The organism is Chlamydia caviae GPIC (assembly GCF_000007605.1).
GTDB classification, from domain to species: Bacteria; Chlamydiota; Chlamydiia; order Chlamydiales; family Chlamydiaceae; genus Chlamydia; species Chlamydia caviae.
In genome coordinates this window covers 357,197-375,719 of sequence record NC_003361.3, presented here as the reverse complement: position 1 = coordinate 375,719, position 18,523 = coordinate 357,197, and the positions used below count along the sequence as shown (strand labels likewise).

Genomic DNA, 18,523 nt, shown 5'->3' with positions numbered 1-18,523 from the left:
GACTATGCTATCCCTTACCTATACGGCGAAGTCGGAAAAAAAACCCTTTATTTTATCCAAAAAACCACGTTTCTTGGGGAAATTTTCTGCTTTTTCCGTAGTTGCGAACTTACGAAGTAATTCCTTCTGTTCTTCTGATAGATTTTGTGGAGTCTCTACAGAAACTCGAACTAGCAAATCTCCGCGCCCTCTACCATGAACATTGGGAAACCCTTGATTCTTAACCTTAAGAATCGTGCCACTTTGGATTCCTTCAGGAACAGTAAGACGGCACATACCTTCCTTTAAGAGTGTAGGAATTTCTTTCTTCATTCCTAAAGCTGCATCCACAAAACCAATAGGCAACTCTAAAATCAAGTCGTCCCCGCGGCGCTCAAAAACAGGATGCGCTTCTACATCAATAAATACATAAAGGTCTCCGGAAGGAGCACCGTTTTGTCCGGCATCTCCATAACCTTCCATCTTTAGACGCATTCCTGAATCGACTCCGGCAGGAATTTGTACATGGACGTTTCGTTTATCTTTAATTCTTCCCTGTCCCCGGCAATTAGAACAAGGGTCAGTAATGACACGCCCCTCTCCGCCACACTCAGGACAAGTTGACGCCATAGAAAAGAATCCACGACTCTGAACGATTTGTCCAGAACCTTTGCACCGATCACAACACTTGATTCCTTGCTCACTAGCAGCACCGCTGCCTAAACAAGTTTCACAAGTTTTATATCCAGAAACAAGGAGTTCCTTTTCTACACCACGAGCAGCTTCTTCGAATGTTAAGGTGATATGAACTTTCTTACTCGCTCCCTGACGGGCTCCCGCAGGGTCTCCACGCATTCCAAAAGCTTCTCCAAGACCACCAAACAGGCCTTCGAAAAAGCTTCCGCCACCGCCAAATTCTCCGCCAAAAGCTCCCATAAAAGTACGCAGAGCGTCTTCCATGTTGCCCATGCCGCCCATACCACCGAAACCACCGGCTCCGGCGAAAGGTCCATTCTTACCATAGCGGTCATAAGATTCGCGCTTTTGAGGATCGCTCAAAACCTCGTAAGCTTCTGAAACTTCTTTAAAACGTTTCTCTGCCTCAGCATCCCCTGGATTCTTGTCAGGGTGATACTTAACAGCCAACTTGCGATAAGATTTTTTAATCTCCTCAGGAGAGGCAGTTTTAGAAACACCTAAAACATCATAGTAATCCATAAATCAAACACCACTAGATGGATATTTTTCTAACGACTGCGGTATTTAGCTGCGGCTTTAGATTTAGCGCGCTTCTTTACTGAAGGTTTATCATAAAACCTGTGTGCCTTAGCAGCCTTTAAGATCCCTTCTTTGTCAACTTTCTTTTTCAAAATTCTCAGAGCTCGATCTACAGGCTCACCAACTCTAACTTTAACACTGGGCATGCATTACCTTATTTCGCATAATAATCACTGTTAAGCCTAAAACAACACAGCTATACATCTCACTCTGGTATGTTAGAGGCGCCTCGATTGTAACATCAGATCTATTACCCTTCAAGAGTTAGTTGACGTGAGGCACACTGAAAAAGCAGCAAGATTGAGTCAATCTATCGTGCTTGCCGGCTGAAATATTTCTAATTTAAAAAAAACAGGAACAACTACGGTAGTCTGGAGTGAGCTGCTGACTACACTCTAAAAGCATAAGTTGAGAAACTACATTTCTCCTAATATGGTCAATTGAAGGCGCCGTCTCTTCTATATAAATTTTATTTGAAAATCTATCAGTGAAAAGTTGCGGATTGGGAGAGACGACGTGATAGCAATGATTTGCCAAACAATATTCGGAAGCTTCTTCATAGGGTAATAAAATTCCAGGACCAACCCCGTTTTTTTCATAGATAAACCCTTCTTCCGTGAGATCTGAGCTAAGAGTGACTACCCCGCCCTTTTTCCCTAGGGGAAGCATAAGAGCCTTGCCCTTATCCTTAGGAGTCAAATACCCCTCTAAGGAACTATAACCTATCATGGGGACTTTCCGGGATAAAGCCAACCCTTGAGCAAAGGACAACCCCACACGAGTTGCAGAAAAATTCCCAGGTCCCGCGGCAACTCCGATTCCTTGAAAGCATAGCCCACTGTTTTTAAAAATAAATTCTAAAACCAATCCTTGATCTGGACCCACGGGAAGGCTCCAACGTTTCAGTACCCTCTGATGGTCTACATAAGCTAAAAACGGTTGATACCCAGAAGTATCAATAATAACGTATCTATGAAAATGCATAATTCAAATTAGAATCGAATAGATAAACTATAACAACTAAAAAACTTTTAATCAAAAAAAATAACAAAACTAAATAATAATTAGTCAGATTAAAGATTTAGAATTTAATTTCAGAACGCAAACAAGACAAATCTCAGACAGACTTGCCCTTTCTGAGGAAAAAATTTCTTTAATCTAAAAATATTATTACTTTGATTGAATGACCGTTAACTCTCTTATCGCAAAGGGAGCTTGAGCCATGTCTCCCCAACTAGAAAATTGATCAAAATTGTCATAATTATCAAAAATTTTTGATAGATTTCAAACAATTTAAATAACTAATAACGAGAGTGATCCCCACGATCTGAGAGTCATTCTAAATCAAGATCCGATAAAAAAAACATGAGAAATTGTTTAATATAAAACATATACGTAGAAATTTTCAGGGATTGCTTTTTTGGAAAATCAGGAAAAACGATTTGCGTTAAACCCTCATCTTTTTTCATTCTTATTTCAGGCTCTGCTATTTCTCTAGTAGTTGTATAGGTGCACTTATTTCGATTATTTTGTAATATACCGAAAAGAGGATCTTTATTGTTGAAAGTGCTGTCATCAATAAGTTATCAGAGCAACTTAGATAAATGTATCCGATGATTTTAGTATAAGGACAATTGTGGACTCTACAATAAATAACGACTCTCAGATCTTGGATCCGAATCCCGAAGAAGTAGAAAAACTCTTGGATGAATCTGAGGAAGTCGAAGAAAAATCAGACGATCGCTCCCTACCTTCCGATTTATTTATTCTTCCTCTTAATAAGCGCCCCTTTTTCCCAGGAATGGCAGCGCCAATCCTTATAGAATCAGGACCTTATTATGAAGTGTTAAAGCTCCTAGCAAAATCCTCACAAAAATACATAGGTTTAGTTCTTACCAAAAAGGAAGATGCTGACATTTTAAAAGTTGGTTTTAACCAACTCTATCGCGTAGGTGTAGTAGCACGTATCTTACGTATTATGCCTATAGAAGGAGGCAGTGCGCAAATACTCCTTAGTATAGAAGAACGTATCCGCATTGTAGAGCCTCTCAAAGATAAATATCTCAAAGCTCGCGTCTCCTACCATAGAGACAATAAAGAGCTAACAGAAGAGCTAAAAGCGTATTCTATTAGCATTGTTTCTGTAATTAAGGACCTCTTAAAACTTAATCCCCTGTTTAAAGAAGAACTGCAAATCTTTCTCGGCCACTCAGACTTTACTGAACCTGGGAAGCTTGCTGATTTCTCTGTAGCACTAACAACAGCTACCAGGGAAGAACTTCAAGAAGTTCTTGAAACAACAAACATGCACGATCGTATTGATAAAGCTTTGATCCTACTTAAAAAAGAGCTGGATCTTAGCCGCCTACAAAGTAGTATCAATCAAAAAATCGAAGCAACAATTACCAAAAGCCAAAAAGAATTCTTTTTAAAAGAACAGCTAAAAACGATCAAAAAAGAGCTGGGATTAGAAAAAGAAGATCGAGCTATTGACTTAGAAAAATTCATGGACCGGTTAAAAAAACGTCAGGTCCCTGATTACGCTATGGAAGTGATCCAAGATGAAATGGAAAAACTTCAAACTCTAGAAACATCGTCTGCAGAATACACTGTATGCCGTAACTATCTAGATTGGTTAACGATTATTCCTTGGGGCATTCAGAGTAAAGAATACCACGATCTCAAGAAAGCTGAAGTGATTCTCAATAAAGATCACTATGGTTTAGAAGATATTAAACAACGCATTCTGGAACTTATTAGCGTTGGAAAGTTATCTAAAGGTCTTAAAGGAAGTATTATTTGCCTAGTGGGCCCTCCAGGAGTAGGTAAGACAAGCATTGGCCGTAGCATAGCAAAAGTTTTACATCGTAAATTCTTCCGTTTTTCAGTAGGAGGAATGCGTGATGAAGCTGAAATCAAAGGACACCGACGCACCTATATTGGTGCGATGCCTGGAAAAATGGTCCAAGCATTAAAACAAAGTCAAGCTATGAACCCTGTCATTATGATTGACGAGGTTGATAAAATTGGCGCGAGCTATCACGGCGATCCCGCATCTGCTTTATTAGAAGTTTTAGACCCAGAACAAAACAAAGACTTTTTAGATCATTACCTAGATGTGCGTGTGGATCTATCTAATGTTCTATTCATTCTAACAGCAAACGTGTTGGACACTATTCCTGATCCCCTATTAGATCGTATGGAAATCCTACGCCTTTCGGGTTATATTCTTGAGGAGAAGCTTCAGATAGCAACAAAATATCTTGTTCCTCGAGCACGTAAAGAAATGGGGTTAACAGCTCGTGAAATCGTATTCCAACCCGAAGCTTTAAAGCATATGATTAATAACTATGCCCGAGAAGCCGGTGTGCGTACATTAAACGGGAATATTAAAAAGGTTCTGAGAAAAGTCGCGCTTAAAATAGTTAAAAATCAGGAAAAGGCGCATCCAAAACATACACAATACAAGATTAATGTAGGCAATCTTCAGGACTATTTGGGCAAGCCTATATTTTCTAGCGATCGTTTCTACGATCATACGCCTATAGGTGTTGCTACTGGTTTAGCTTGGACATCTCTAGGGGGTGCTACGTTGTACATTGAAAGCGTTCAGGTCCCTTCAATGAAAACAGATATGCATCTTACAGGACAGGCTGGAGATGTTATGAAGGAGTCCTCTCAAATTGCTTGGACATATTTGCATAGCGCATTAGAACGTTATGCTCCTGGCCATAGCTTTTTCTCCAAATCTCAGGTACATATTCATATTCCTGAAGGGGCAACACCTAAAGATGGTCCTTCAGCGGGTGTAACGATGGTCACCTCCTTATTATCCTTGCTTTTGGACACACCTATTTTAGAAAATTTAGGTATGACGGGAGAGATCACGCTAACAGGTCGTGTACTAGGAGTGGGAGGCATTCGCGAAAAACTCATCGCTGCACGTCGATCACGATTAAACATCCTAATCTTCCCTGAAGATAACCGTCGTGATTATGAAGAACTTCCTGCCTACCTAAAAAAGGGACTGAAGATTCATTTTGTTGCACATTATGATGATGTTTTCAAAGTTGCTTTTCCGAACATTAATTAACTCTTATAATATAGTTTAGAGCCGTTTTCTTTATAAATTAACGGCTCTAAATTCTTCTTAGAAAAAAAACTGTATATTTACAAACGCTCGTAAAATTTCTAAACTGCACGTTTTAAAAAAAACTTCGCAGTAGATCTTCATGATTATCTCTGAATCAGCTCCCAGCGTTGCTGTCAAAAAGAATCACACCACGCATACTATAACCGCAGAACCATCGAAAGAAGTAGAAAGCAAGAAAAGAAATAGCCTTATCGCTTTGATTTGCCTGCTCGTCTTAGCCTTATTAGCAGTGGTTATGTTAGGAGGATTTCTTGTTACACCATTTTTCCCTGGAGGGGTCTATATCGGTATTGCTGCTTTAAGCTCACTTCTCGTAGGTATGGTCTTGTTCCCCATCATCATGAGCTGTTTATCAAAATCTCCCGCTAACATTCCTGTACGCCCTAAAGATTTAGATCTGTCCAAACTAGATACACGGCACAACCGCCTACTTCATGAAATCATCAAAAAAGATGAGAAAAAATATGCCCAAGAACAGGAAGAAAAAATCCAAAAAAAACAACGAAGGCCTTTAAGAACTCGTCCTCAACAAAAACAAGCTCAAGAAACATCTTCGGATGAATCACCAAAACCACGAAGAAGAACTTCACCGATACTAGACTTAATTCGGCCTAAAAGCCCCTCATCTAATACATCTTCTAGTCCTTCCTCTTCTGATTCAGATACGGATGCAGATGCAAAAGTAGGCCCAAGGTTACTTTCTACAACCAAGATGATAGCAAAAGCCGTAACCACCCCTCCGCTCTACCAGCTTTATAAGCACCTCAACCCTAAAGATTAAATTAAAAACAAAACTTAACAATATCTAGAGGTAAGTTCTAGTAGAGTATTTTTACTGGATTGGTTTATTCTATCTTTTTCCCTAGAAACTTTCTCCTAAATTTATGAGCTGTAGAGAATTAATTATTTTAGGTTGCTCTAGTCAACAACCTACGCGAATGCGTAATCAAGGAGCCTATCTATTCCGTTGGAATAATGAGGGCTTGCTTTTTGATCCCGGCGAGGGAACACAAAGACAATTCATTTTTGCTAACATTGCTCCTACTGTAGTCTCCAGAATCTTTATCAGCCATTTCCATGGGGATCACTGTTTAGGTTTAGGTTCCATGCTTATGAGACTAAACTTAGACAAAGTTACCCACCCTATACACTGTTACTACCCAGCCTCGGGGAAAAAGTACTTTGATCGGTTACGCTACGGTACTATCTATCACGAGACTATCCATGTTGTAGAGCATCCTGTAGATAAGGAGGGGATTGTTGAAGATTTTGGAAATTTTCGTATTGAAGCACGTAAACTCGATCATCTTGTAGATACTTTAGGATGGAGAATCACCGAGCCTGATACGATAAAATTCATTCCCGAAAAAATCAAAGCTGCAGGGTTGCGTGGACCTATCATGCAAGATCTTCTCCGTGATGATCACGTAACGGTAAACGGAAATACTATATACCTTAAAGATGTCAGCTATGTACGAAAAGGCGATAGCATTGCCGTTATTGCTGATACTCTTCCCTGTCAATCTGTTGTAGACTTAGCCAAAGATGCAAGAATCATGTTATGTGAAAGCACATATCTTGAAGAGCATCTTCATTTAGCAAAAAGTCATTACCACATGACAGCGAAACAAGCAGCCACTCAAGCATTGGCTGCTGGAGCCCAGCAGCTCGTGCTCACACACTTTTCTGCACGTTATTTAAATTCTAAAGAGTTTGAATTAGAAGCTGGGAAAATTTTCCCCAATGTTGCTGCTGCTGAAGAATTCCGTAGTTATCCCTTTCCTAAAAACCCTTCTTCTAAATAAATCTCTATAAGGAGATACTTTAGAAAAGTACTTAGGGAAACTATGATCTCAGCTTTTTATGCTTTTCTTGATTACCTAAAAAACATAAAAACAGCCTCACCTCATACCCTAAGGAACTATTGCATAGACCTTAATAGCTTTAAAAGCTTCTTAGAAAAACAGGGAGAGCTCTCTCCATCTTCCCCTATCTGCTTACTTACAAAAGAGAGAAAAGAAACAGAGCTTCCTTTCTCTTTATTTACGAAAGATAGCGTACGCCTCTATGTTCTAGAACTCATGCAGGAAAATAAAGCGAAACGCACGATAAAACGCCGTCTTTCAGCAATTAAAAGCTTCTCACAATATTGCATAAAAAACCGCATCATTTTTGAAGATCCTACAGAAACAATTCATGGACCTAGATTACCTAAGGAACTGCCTTCACCCATTACCTATGAGCAAGTAGAAATCCTCATGGCCACTCCTGATCTATCAAAATATACAGGATTTCGTGATCGGTGCTTATTAGAATTATTCTATAGCTCAGGATTGCGTATTAGTGAAATTGTCGCTATCAATCATTGGGATATCGATTTCAATTCTAACCTTATCCGCATCCGAGGAAAAGGGAAAAAAGAACGTCTTGTTCCTATGACTCCTCATGCTGCTCAGTGGCTGCAACAATATCTACATCATCCAGAAAGAGCCCATGTCGAACAAGATCCTCAAGCATTTTTTTTAAATCGTTTTGGGAAAAGATTGACTACACGCTCTATTGATAGGAAATTTCAAAAATATCTTCGTCAATCGGGCCTGTCAGGAAGTATTACTCCTCATACGATTCGTCATACAATTGCCACACACTGGTTAGAGAACGGTATGGACTTAAAAACGATTCAAGCACTTCTTGGACATAGTTCTTTAGAAACTACAACCATCTATACTCATGTATCTATGAAGCTTAAAAAGCAAACGCATGAGGAGTCGCATCCTCATAGCTAAACCTTAGGCAAACCTCTTGTGCTCTAAGACTTTCTTTGTTATGCTAGATGCTATGAGCATCGTACTTGATAAAATCGGCAAAACTCTAGGCACACGCGTACTGTTCGACGACGTTTCCGTCGTCTTCAATCCAGGAAATCGCTACGGATTAACGGGGCCTAACGGCGCAGGAAAATCTACATTATTAAAAATTATCACAGGTTTTGTAGAGCCTACTCGTGGGTCAATTTCTTTACCTAAAAAAGTTGGAATCTTACGCCAAAATATTGATAGCTTTGGTGATGTTTCCGTTATAGACTGCGTGATTATGGGCAATGCCCGCCTATGGGATGCTCTCCAAAAAAGAGATGCTTTATACTTAGAAGAATTCACCGATGCTATAGGTATCAAGCTCGGCGAGATGGAAGAAATCGTCGGCGAGGAAAATGGTTACCGAGCAGAATCTGAAGCTGAAGAGCTTCTCACAGGCATTGGCATTCCTGAAGAATTATTTAACAATAAAATGTCCACGATTCCCATAGATTTGCAGTTTCGTGTTCTTCTATGCCAGTCCTTATTTGGTCATCCAGAAGCTCTTCTTCTTGATGAGCCTACAAACCACTTAGATATTCATTCTATTAACTGGTTAGGAAGCTTTTTAAAAGATTACGATGGTACCGTGATTGTTGTTAGCCACGATAGGCACTTTTTAAATACCATCACTACCCATATTGCTGATATCGATTATGACACAGTCATTATCTATCCTGGAAATTACGATGCCATGGTAGAAATGAAAACAGCTTCTAGAGATCAAGAAAAGGCCGATATCAAATCTAAAGAAAAGAAAATTGCCCAACTTAAAGAGTTCGTAGCTAAATTTGGGGCAGGTTCTCGAGCTAGTCAGGTACAATCTCGTTTAAGAGAAATTAAAAAGCTCCAACCTCAGGAATTAAAGAAGTCGAATATTCAGCGCCCTTACATACGCTTTCCTTTGTCAGAAAAAGCTTCTGGGAAGGTCGTCTTTTCTATAGAAAGCATTACGAAAGGTTACAATAACGAAGAGCCTATATTCCAGCCTTTCTCTTTGGAGATATATCAAGGAGACAAATTAGGAGTTATCGGAAATAACGGTCTTGGGAAAACAACCTTAATGAAGCTTTTAGCCGGCGTAGAGACTCCTACTCAAGGGACTATAAAAACCGGTCATCAGGTTGCTTATTCCTATTTTCCTCAAAATCACTCTGATGTTTTAAAGGATTGTGGAGACGAGACACTGTTTGAATGGTTACGCAATCGTAAAACAGGGATCAATGATCAGGAAATACGCAGTGTTTTAGGAAAGATGTTGTTTGGAGGCGATGATGCTTTCAAACAAATTAAAGCATTATCCGGGGGAGAAACAGCACGATTGCTTATGGCAGGAATGATGTTGGAAAATCACAACGTATTGATTCTTGACGAAGCAAATAACCACTTGGATCTAGAGTCTGTTTCTGCATTAGCTTGGGCGATTAATGATTATAAAGGCACCTCTATCTTTGTTTCTCACGACAGAACGTTAATTGAAGAGTGTGCCACGAAATTGCTTATCTTTGATAAAGGCAAAATTACTTTCTTTGATGGGACTATGGCTGACTATACAAGCAGCAGCAAGTTATAGACCCAAGCTGCGTGGCAGTTTGGGAGATGTTTTACTGAGGTCATATGGAACCACAATTAATCTTGGGCTCTTCTTCTCCGCGAAGAAAATCAATCTTGCAGTACTTCCGTATTCCTTTTACCTGTATCTCACCAAGTTTCGAAGAACGTTCTGTTCCTTATCAAGGTGATCCTGCTGCGTATTCTCAAGAATTAGCTGTAGGAAAAGCAGAATCTATAGTACAAGACCACAATCCTGAAGGAGTAATCCTCACAGCAGATACGGTTGTTATCTATAAGGGAAAAGTTTTCAATAAGCCGAGTTCGCGTGATGAGGCTATTGAAATGCTAAAAACGTTAAGTGGTCAAACGCATTCTATAATTACAAGTGTTGCTCTTCTTCAACAAAAGAAATTGATGGTTGGCCAAGAAACAACGCAAGTGACCTTTAATCAGCTTCCTGAAAAGTATTTAGGAAGGTATGTCGAGGCATTTTCCACGTTAGATAAGTGTGGAGGCTATAGCACTCAAGAAGGCGGAGGATTGATTATTCATAATATCCAGGGCTGTGCATACAACGTCCAGGGTCTTCCGATTAGAACATTGTATCATCTCTTGCTGGAGTTCGACATTAACTTATGGGATTATCTCGTTTAACTGTATCCCTAGGAATACTTTTAAGTTTTCCCAGTGTAGTATTTGGCAACTTCCCCGATCCAGTAAGCCATAAGATTCTTTATACTAGCCAAAAATCTGTAGACAAGGCTCTCACGGCCTACCTAGAAGCTTTAAACACTCATGGGGATCATGACTTTGCTTTATTAAGAAAAATCTCTGAGAATTGTTTAAGGCAGGGGTTACATTCTAACGACCCCTATATTCGGAAAAGTACTATTATCGGAGCAGGGATTGTAGGTTCTTCGGAAGCTTTGGAGATTCTTTCTCAAGCTATGGAAACGGAAGATCCTTTTCAGCAACTGTTAGTATTGTCTGCTTTATCTTCCAACCTAGGAAAAACGTCGGACGAGCTTTTATTTAAAGCATTAGCTTCTGCCTATCCTGTGATCCGTTTAGAAGCCGCCTACCGTCTAGCAGGACTAAAAAACATTAAAGTTATCGATCATCTTCACTCTTTTATTCATAAGCTTCCTGAAGAAATACAATGTCTTGCTACAGCAATTTTTTTAAGATTAGAGACTGAAGAGTCGGATACGTATATCCGCCAGATGCTTTCATCAACAAGTAACACGACAAGAAATTATACAGCTTTGCTCATTGGTGAATACCAACAAAAACGGTTCTTGCCTACACTAAGGAGTTTATTAACAAGCGCCTCCCCTTTAGATCGTGAAGCAGCAGTTTATGCCTTAGGGATGTTAAAAGACGGTCAGAGCTATACCACGATAAAAAATCTCTCAAAGAGAAATGATCCTGATCTATCGTTAGCTTCTGCTCAAGCATTAATTGCGATTGGGAAGGAAGAAGATGCTCTTCCGGTTTTTGAAAAGCAGATTGTGGAAGAACGCTCAACAGCTCTATATACAGCACGATTACTATCTAAAGAGACAGGGATTCCCCTACTACTTCCTGTATTTTTAAATACGAAAAACAGCGAAGCAAAATTAAATGCTGCGCTAGCTTTGATACATTTAGGGTGTGACCATCCCCTTCTTCTTGAATACATTACAGAGTGGTTGGTTCAACAACATTATAGCCAAGCCTTAGTTCCTACATTTTCCAAAGGGCGAGCCACACAAGCATGGAAATGCAGGGGGATTATCCTTCCCCAAAATCCTACAGAACGTATTAAGGCGTTATCGATCATTCAAAATGCTGAAGAGCAGATTCTTGTTTCTCTATTGCGGTTACCTAAAGAAGCCTATCTTCCCTATATCGAGAAGATCTTATTAAGTCAGAAAACAGCTCTAGCTTCTAAAGCGATTACCTTTTTGGCGCATTCTTCACATCAACAAGCTTTAGAAATCCTTTCACGAGCCTCACAGCTTCCTGGAGAGCCTATAATCCGAGCTTATGCTGATTTAGCTTTATATAATCTTACCAAAGATCCTGAAAAAAAATTATCCCTACACCGTTACGCTCAAAATCTCATTCAAGAAACACTATTGTTCATTGATACCGAAGACAAACAGCCACATCCAGATTCTCCCTATCTTCGTTATCAGGTGACTCCAGCAACACGAGCAAAGCTCATGTTAGATATCCTAGAAACTCTCGTGGTATCGAAGACACATGAAGACATTCGCTTTCTTATTCAGCTAATGACACAAGCAAAGGCAAAAAACTGTCATATTTTAGCTGGGTTATTGATGAAAATTGTAGAATAATGGGAGACATATGAATCGTTATTTCCCCTTCCTTATTCTATCCGCCCTACTTGCATTCTCGTCTTCTGCACAAGCATTAACTCATAAGGAAGCCGCTAAGAAAAAAGTCTCCTACCTAAGCCATTTTAAAGGGGTATCGGGATCGTTAGACATTGAAGATGGTGTATTAAATATTCATAACAATCTGCGCATACAGGCAAACCGCGCGTATGTAGATAACGTTCCTGATCGTGGTATGAAGTTAATTGCCCATGGAAATGTCATGGTCAATTACCGAGGAAAGACTTTAGTTTGTGATTACCTAGAGTACTACGAAGACACTGATTCTTGTCTTTTGACTAATGGTAGATTTGCCATGTATCCGTGGTTTTTAGGAGGATCAATGATGACATTGACTCCAGAAACCTTAATTATCCATAAGGGATACATATCCACATCTGAAGGGCCTAAAAAACATATTTGCCTCTCCGGAGATTACTTAGAATACTCTTCCGATAGTGTGCTTTCTATAGGAAAGACAACATTTAGCATTTGCAATATTCCAGTGTTATTCTTTCCGCAATTTTCCATTATGCCTATGGAAATTCCCAAACCTCCTATTAATTTCCGTGGAGGTACGGGAGGATTTTTAGGGTCTTATTTAGGAATTAGCTACTCGCCAATTTCCAAAAAGCACTTCCAATCTACATTTTTCCTAGATAGCTTTTTCAAACATGGCATTGGGGTGGGCTATAATATGCACTTCTCCCTAAAAGATAATCCTAAAAATGTCTTCAACATGAAAAGCTACTATGCCCATCGCTTAGCGATTGACATGGCAGAACCTCGAGACCGCTATCGTTTCCATGGGGATTTTTCTCTTTCGCATAAACAGGCAAAGTTATTTGGGGAATATCATGTTAGTGATAGCTGGGAAACCGTTGCGGATATTTTCCCCAACAATTTCTCTTTAAAAAATACCGGTCCTACGCAAGTTCGCCTGACTTGGACAGATGCGTTATTTGATGGCAGTCTATCCTCTTCTGTGAGAGTAAATCCTTTCCAGAATGTAAATCAGGAGCTTCCCTATCTATCTTTGAAACAACGTCCTCTGAATATTAAAAATACGGGGATTTTTATTGAGAACCTGCTTGAGTGCGGGTACTTGAACTTTGCCTTTAGCAATAACATTGCTGATTCTAACTTCTCATCATTACGCGCATCTGTCTCTCCTAAGGTATACCGTCCGATTCCCTTATTTATAGGAACTCTGACTCCATCGGCATTGGCATCGGCAATTTACTATAGTAATGTTCCGAAAACATTCTCACGTCATTGCCAAGCTTCTGCGAAAATCAATTTAGATTATCGTTTCTCTTTATATAAGAATTACCTACAGACGAGACATATTGTAGAACCGTTTGTGTCTTTTACTTCGACAACACATCCTTTAACAAAGAATCATGAGCACTTTATCTTTTCTATAAACGATGCCTTTGCTTCCCTACATTTAGGCAAAGTTGGTATAGAATCTTTCATATACAATAGAGTGTCTCCGAGCACGCCTCCGATTTCGGCAAAACTTTGGACAACGCAAATTTTTAAAAATACCTTTGCCAACTCGACCTTTCCCAAAACGGCATGTACGATTTCCCTACCTTTAGACCGTAAGAACACCCTATCTTTAGATGCTGAATGGATATGGAAGAAACATTGCTGGGATCATATGAATCTCCTTTGGCAATGGGTAGGAAGTGAAAATGTGGGCTTAACTTTAGAGTTCTTACATCGAAGTAAATACAGTCTTCTTAAATGCGATAAAGAAAATTACGTTTTAGATGTAAGTCGCTCTCCTGACGAGCTTTTCAATTCTCCCCTATCGGATCGTCGCAACCTTATTTTAGGAAAGGTGTTTGTTCGTCCTCATCCTTGCTGGAATTACCATTTAACATTGAGATATGGCTGGCATAGATTGGATACGCCTAGCTATCTCGAATATCAGATGATTTTAGGAACAAAAATCTTTGAGCATTGGCAGTTATATTCTGTGTATGAGAAAAGAGAAGCAGACAACCGCTTTTTCTTCTATCTCAAGCTCGACAAACCTAAACGCCTGAAAAATAAATAATGTATTTTCTCTAGAATGCATTAAAGGATCCTCAAGAGTAGAGGAATCCTATAAAAAATGGTTAGGAAGCTCTATCTTCTGGCTTTACATGAGCATGATAACGACGGCGTATCTTTTCTAAAGAAGCCTTAAACTTCTTAATGTCTTTAGGCTCTTCCATCTTATCGATATACAACACTCCATGAAGATGGTCATTTTCATGCATAATGATTCGTGCAGGAAACCCTTCCAAATGTTCTGTGAATTCCTGACCATCAAGATTCACCGCCGTTACGGTAATACTTTGTGGACGGTAGACGTCAGCACGAAGCCCAGGAATAGATAAACATCCTTCCCGACCGATAACGAGATCCTCAGAAGGATTAGAAAGAACAGGATTGATATAGACCTTTGGGAAATCACAAAAGATCAAATCCCCTTCTTCGGTTTCTCCTTCAACACACATAACAAAAAGACTCAGGCTTTCTCCTACTTGGGGAGCTGCTAAACCAACGCCTTTATGCGCTACCATAGTTTCATACATATCTTGAACTAACTGACGAGTCGCGTCAGTAATTTCAGGAATTATATCAGCCTTTCTACGTAAAATATGGCTGCCATAATATTCTAATTCTCTAATCATGATTTACTCTCGAAGATAAAGCCGTTAACTAGCTTCCTCTACTTTGAAAGGGCAAACCGCAGGTGACGGAGCTGGTTGCTCTGTTTCCTCTTCTTGAACTTCTTCTACAGAAAACACTGTAGAGACAGGTAGTAAACTACAAAAACAAAGTATACAAAGGATCTTTTTCACAAGACGGTAACCGGTTAAAATTTATTTATAAAAAATACTAGCTTTTACTCCAGCATCCTATTCCACGAGAATTTCTTCTCCATCCGGAGCAACTTGTTCTAGAGCTTTCGTAGGCAGCTCTTGAGCTTTTTTCCCTAAATGTGTTGTTGCAAAGGAAAGAAGCAGACAACTACAACAAAAAGCGACAGCAAGCCAAGCTGTGACTCTCTTTAAAATATCTGGTGTCGATACACCGAAAACAGAATCTCCTGAATCCACACCAAAGGAAGAACCTAGTCCCATGCTCTTGCTTTCTTGAATCAAAATCAGCCCGCACAAAATTACGCACAAAAGAAGAAAAATAAATAAAAACGAATAAAACAAAGCTGTCACAATGCTTCTCCTAAATCAATAAACCTATTCGAGGTGAATTCCAAACCCTTGAATCTATCACCCTCTTCCCTACACTCTTATAGAAAAAACGAAGCAACACTTGAGATTTTAAAAAATCTCCCTTACACAGCATGCTCAACAGAATAAAAAATCTCTAAAAGGGCTCAGGCAATATTCTCTTATAAAACTAAATTAATCACCATATTGAAAAACATTTTATTCCTTTAAAACGCCATTCCTAGACACAACCTTGGGAAGTTTTATGAAGAACTTTTTACTCCGGCAATATTTAAAGATTAAAATTTCTTAAAACATTGGCAAAACCTTGAGGATCTAAAGAGGCTCCTCCTACCAATAAACCATCCACATCGGGGCAGCGAGCAAATCCTTCTGCGTTGTCAGCTTTTACAGATCCGCCGTAGAGAATAGAAATTATCTCAGATTTTTCTTTAGAGAATATACGAGAGAGAACCTCGCGACAAAAAGCGTGAACTTCTTGCACATCTGCGGTTGAAGCAACTTTTCCCGTACCGATTGCCCATACAGGCTCGTAGGCAATAATCACGGGGGCTGTTTCGGGAAGCTGAGCCAGTCCCAACATCAATTGGTTAGACAAAACCTCCTTAGTCGTACCATTTTCTCTGGCTTCTAAAGTCTCGCCAATACATAAAACTGGAACCACTCCCGAACGAGCTGCAGCCCCCACTTTAAGAGCTATGGTAGCGTCTTCTTCATGAAAGATATGCCGACATTCTGAATGCCCTAGAAGAACAAAATTTACATGAAATTCTTGAAGCATGGGCAAGGACACTTCCCCTGTGAAGGCTCCAGAAGAGTCCTGATGGACATTTTGCGCTCCTAACCAAATAGAAGAGTCCATCTCTTTTATGGATTCGCAGCAAGCACTTAATGTTGTAAATGCTGGAGCTATACCCACTAGGGATGCAGGAGAAATTTCTTTAACGAAAGGGCAAAAAATCGATAAAAAGTCTTTAGCTTCCTTAGCTGTCTTATGCATTTTCCAATTACCAAAAACATAACTCTTGCGTTCCATCTATGCCCTCAAATTGTTTTAACTCTTATGTCTTACTATAGACATTGATTCACGATTCTTGCTAGTTTTCTGCTAAGTAAGGTACTTTATTCTTCAAATAAATAAAAATTGAAACCTCCTGGATCTAAGGATATGACAACTTCATCTCCTCCCCAAGCAGTCACGACGCTCACAGAATCTATAAAAAATCTTTTAGAGTCAAACTTTTGTCATATTGTGGTCAAAGGAGAGTTAAGCAATGTCTCACTACAACCTAGCGGACATTTATATTTTGGAATTAAAGATAACCGATCTTTCTTAAATGGGGCGTTTTTCCATTTTAAAAGTAAGTATTTCGATCGTCGTCCCAAAGATGGCGATTCTGTAGTCATTCATGGAAAGCTGACGGTTTATGCTCCACGGGGTCAATATCAAATTATCGCCCATGCTTTAGTCTATGCTGGAGAGGGAGACCTACTACAAAAATTTGAAGAGACGAAAAAACGCCTCGCTGCTGAGGGGTATTTTGCTATAGAGAAGAAGCAAGCGCTGCCCACGATTCCTAAAAGCATTGGGGTGATTACCAGCCCTACAGGGGCAGTAATTCAAGATATTCTGCGCGTTCTTTCCCGTCGGTGTTATCAATACAAACTCCTCATTTATCCTGTAACGGTTCAGGGAGCTACAGCTGCAAAAGAAATCTCCCGAGCTATTGAAGAAATGAATAAAGAGAATCTTGCAGATGTTCTTATTCTAGCTCGTGGTGGTGGAAGCATCGAAGATCTTTGGGCTTTCAATGAAGAGATCATTGTCAAAGCCATAGCTGCCAGCTCCATCCCCATTATTTCTGCTGTTGGTCATGAAACGGACTATACGTTATGTGATTTTGCTGCTGACGTACGTGCTCCCACACCTTCTGCTGCTGCAGAAATTGTCTGCCAAAGTAGCGAACAGCAAATTCAAGTATTGAAGAGTTATTTACGCTACCTGAATGCGCATGCGCAGCAGCTGCTTTCAGGGAAAACAAAACAAATTCAACAATGGAAGCGTTATTTAGATCACGTAGATTTTTTCCGTCCAGCACATCAGTCCCTAGATTACCTTTGCTTATCTATAGAACGGTCAATTAAAATAAAACTTTCACAATACAAACAGCGTTATATGCAATATGCACGCTGGTTACAAAGTGATGTTTTACAGAGAATGACCTACCGCCTTTATGATCTTTGGAAAATGATCGTGCAGGCCTTTCACAATCGTTTGATTGCTGCAAAACATCTCTGTATACATCAGAAAAAAAATCTAACATTTCTTAATACACAGCAGTTTATCCAGAAATTGGATCTTTGGAAGCAACAAACCCGTAGAGCTCTGAGACAACGCTTAGGATACTGCAGCCAATCTCTAACGCACCAACAAACATCACTAAAACATTTTATAACTAAATTAAATCAGCAGTTTACCAAGGAAAACCATGCCTTGAGTCTTTTACAGAAACGGCTGACGAGAACTTTTGCCAATAGAGTAGACGAGCATCGAGAGAGCTATATGCGTTCTAGGGAAAACTTAATATTTTCCTTACACCACCTTGTAAAAAGAAACCGCGAAAAATATTCTCAGGTTTCTAAGCAACTTACCCTATTAAACCCTAAAAATGTTTTCAAACGTGGGTACGCTATGCTCTTTGACTTTAATGAAAATTTCGCTATTATTTCTGCAAAAAGCTTACATAAACACAGTTGTGTAAGGGTACGACTGCAGGACGGGGAAGCCACTCTTACTGTAACGGATATTCAGAATTTTGAAACTCAAGAGTCCTAATTTATGGAAGAAATTCCCTTTGAAAATGCTATGGCAAGGTTGGAAGAGATCGTAGATCTTATGAATCAACCCTCAACGTCCTTAGATTCTTCTTTAAAACTTTATGAAGAAGCTGATGCTTTAATGCGTATTTGTGAATCACGCATTCGCAAAGCAGAAGACCGTGTACGCGAATTGTCCGAAAAGCGAAATGAAACTCTTCTTTCTGAAGAAGAATCTTGTACGCATTAACTGTA

Annotated in this window: 17 protein-coding genes; 10 read left to right on the top strand and 7 right to left on the bottom strand. The window is 39.6% G+C overall.

Going from position 1 to position 18,523, the window contains the following annotated elements:
• Nucleotides 1-18: 18 nt before the first annotated feature.
• From dnaJ to CCA_RS01625, 3 genes are all read right to left on the bottom strand, one after another.
• A complete protein-coding gene (gene dnaJ / locus CCA_RS01635; RefSeq protein ID WP_011006289.1) occupies nucleotides 19-1,197 on the bottom strand; it encodes a molecular chaperone DnaJ in 1,179 nt (392 codons plus the stop codon).
• Between the two features lie 29 nt (nucleotides 1,198-1,226).
• On the bottom strand, nucleotides 1,227-1,403 hold the full coding sequence (gene rpsU, locus CCA_RS01630) for a 30S ribosomal protein S21 (RefSeq protein ID WP_006343002.1): 177 nt from the start codon (nucleotides 1,401-1,403) through the stop codon (nucleotides 1,227-1,229).
• A 196-nt stretch (nucleotides 1,404-1,599) separates the two neighbouring features.
• Entirely contained in the window at nucleotides 1,600-2,241 is a 642-nt protein-coding gene (locus tag CCA_RS01625; RefSeq protein ID WP_011006288.1) for a tRNA threonylcarbamoyladenosine biosynthesis protein TsaB, read from the bottom strand.
• 652 nt (nucleotides 2,242-2,893) lie between these two features.
• Here CCA_RS01625 and lon point away from each other — a divergent pair.
• From lon to CCA_RS01585, 8 genes are all read left to right on the top strand, one after another.
• Nucleotides 2,894-5,350 carry an endopeptidase La gene (gene lon, locus CCA_RS01620; protein WP_011006286.1) on the top strand — a complete coding sequence of 819 codons (2,457 nt, stop codon included), beginning with the start codon at nucleotides 2,894-2,896 and terminating at the stop codon, nucleotides 5,348-5,350.
• A 139-nt stretch (nucleotides 5,351-5,489) separates the two neighbouring features.
• Nucleotides 5,490-6,191: an IncA family protein gene (locus tag CCA_RS01615; RefSeq protein WP_011006285.1), complete on the top strand. Its 702-nt coding sequence runs from the start codon at nucleotides 5,490-5,492 to the stop codon at nucleotides 6,189-6,191.
• A gap of 103 nt (nucleotides 6,192-6,294) precedes the next feature.
• Nucleotides 6,295-7,215, top strand: a complete 921-nt coding sequence (locus CCA_RS01610) for a ribonuclease Z (protein WP_011006284.1) — start codon at nucleotides 6,295-6,297, stop codon at nucleotides 7,213-7,215.
• 42 nt (nucleotides 7,216-7,257) lie between these two features.
• Nucleotides 7,258-8,196, top strand: a complete 939-nt coding sequence (locus CCA_RS01605) for a tyrosine recombinase XerC (protein WP_011006283.1) — start codon at nucleotides 7,258-7,260, stop codon at nucleotides 8,194-8,196.
• Nucleotides 8,197-8,248: 52 nt separating this feature from the next.
• Nucleotides 8,249-9,838: an ABC-F family ATP-binding cassette domain-containing protein gene (locus CCA_RS01600; protein ID WP_041462250.1), complete on the top strand. Its 1,590-nt coding sequence runs from the start codon at nucleotides 8,249-8,251 to the stop codon at nucleotides 9,836-9,838.
• Between the two features lie 44 nt (nucleotides 9,839-9,882).
• Entirely contained in the window at nucleotides 9,883-10,473 is a 591-nt protein-coding gene (locus CCA_RS01595) for a Maf-like protein (RefSeq protein ID WP_011006281.1), read from the top strand.
• Nucleotides 10,455-12,161 carry a HEAT repeat domain-containing protein gene (locus CCA_RS01590; RefSeq protein ID WP_011006280.1) on the top strand — a complete coding sequence of 569 codons (1,707 nt, stop codon included), beginning with the start codon at nucleotides 10,455-10,457 and terminating at the stop codon, nucleotides 12,159-12,161. The genes CCA_RS01595 and CCA_RS01590 overlap by 19 nt, the downstream gene beginning before the upstream one ends.
• Before the next feature lie 10 nt (nucleotides 12,162-12,171).
• A complete protein-coding gene (locus tag CCA_RS01585; protein WP_011006279.1) occupies nucleotides 12,172-14,268 on the top strand; it encodes a hypothetical protein in 2,097 nt (698 codons plus the stop codon).
• A 61-nt stretch (nucleotides 14,269-14,329) separates the two neighbouring features.
• Here CCA_RS01585 and def read toward each other — a convergent pair whose 3' ends face one another.
• The 4 genes from def to tpiA all read right to left on the bottom strand — a co-directional run bounded on the left by def (nucleotide 14,330) and on the right by tpiA (nucleotide 16,487).
• Nucleotides 14,330-14,890, bottom strand: a complete 561-nt coding sequence (def, locus tag CCA_RS01580; protein WP_011006278.1) for a peptide deformylase — start codon at nucleotides 14,888-14,890, stop codon at nucleotides 14,330-14,332.
• A gap of 24 nt (nucleotides 14,891-14,914) precedes the next feature.
• Nucleotides 14,915-15,061, bottom strand: a complete 147-nt coding sequence (locus tag CCA_RS05365; RefSeq protein ID WP_011006277.1) for a hypothetical protein — start codon at nucleotides 15,059-15,061, stop codon at nucleotides 14,915-14,917.
• 57 nt (nucleotides 15,062-15,118) lie between these two features.
• Nucleotides 15,119-15,433 carry a preprotein translocase subunit SecG gene (gene secG / locus CCA_RS01575; RefSeq protein WP_011006276.1) on the bottom strand — a complete coding sequence of 105 codons (315 nt, stop codon included), beginning with the start codon at nucleotides 15,431-15,433 and terminating at the stop codon, nucleotides 15,119-15,121.
• A gap of 289 nt (nucleotides 15,434-15,722) precedes the next feature.
• Nucleotides 15,723-16,487: a triose-phosphate isomerase gene (gene tpiA, locus CCA_RS01570; RefSeq protein ID WP_011006275.1), complete on the bottom strand. Its 765-nt coding sequence runs from the start codon at nucleotides 16,485-16,487 to the stop codon at nucleotides 15,723-15,725.
• A gap of 132 nt (nucleotides 16,488-16,619) precedes the next feature.
• Here tpiA and xseA point away from each other — a divergent pair, with 132 nt between their 5' ends.
• Nucleotides 16,620-18,287: an exodeoxyribonuclease VII large subunit gene (gene xseA, locus CCA_RS01565; RefSeq protein ID WP_011006274.1), complete on the top strand. Its 1,668-nt coding sequence runs from the start codon at nucleotides 16,620-16,622 to the stop codon at nucleotides 18,285-18,287.
• A gap of 3 nt (nucleotides 18,288-18,290) precedes the next feature.
• Nucleotides 18,291-18,518, top strand: coding sequence for an exodeoxyribonuclease VII small subunit (locus CCA_RS01560; RefSeq protein WP_011006273.1), 228 nt, complete (start codon nucleotides 18,291-18,293; stop codon nucleotides 18,516-18,518).
• Nucleotides 18,519-18,523: the final 5 nt, after the last annotated feature.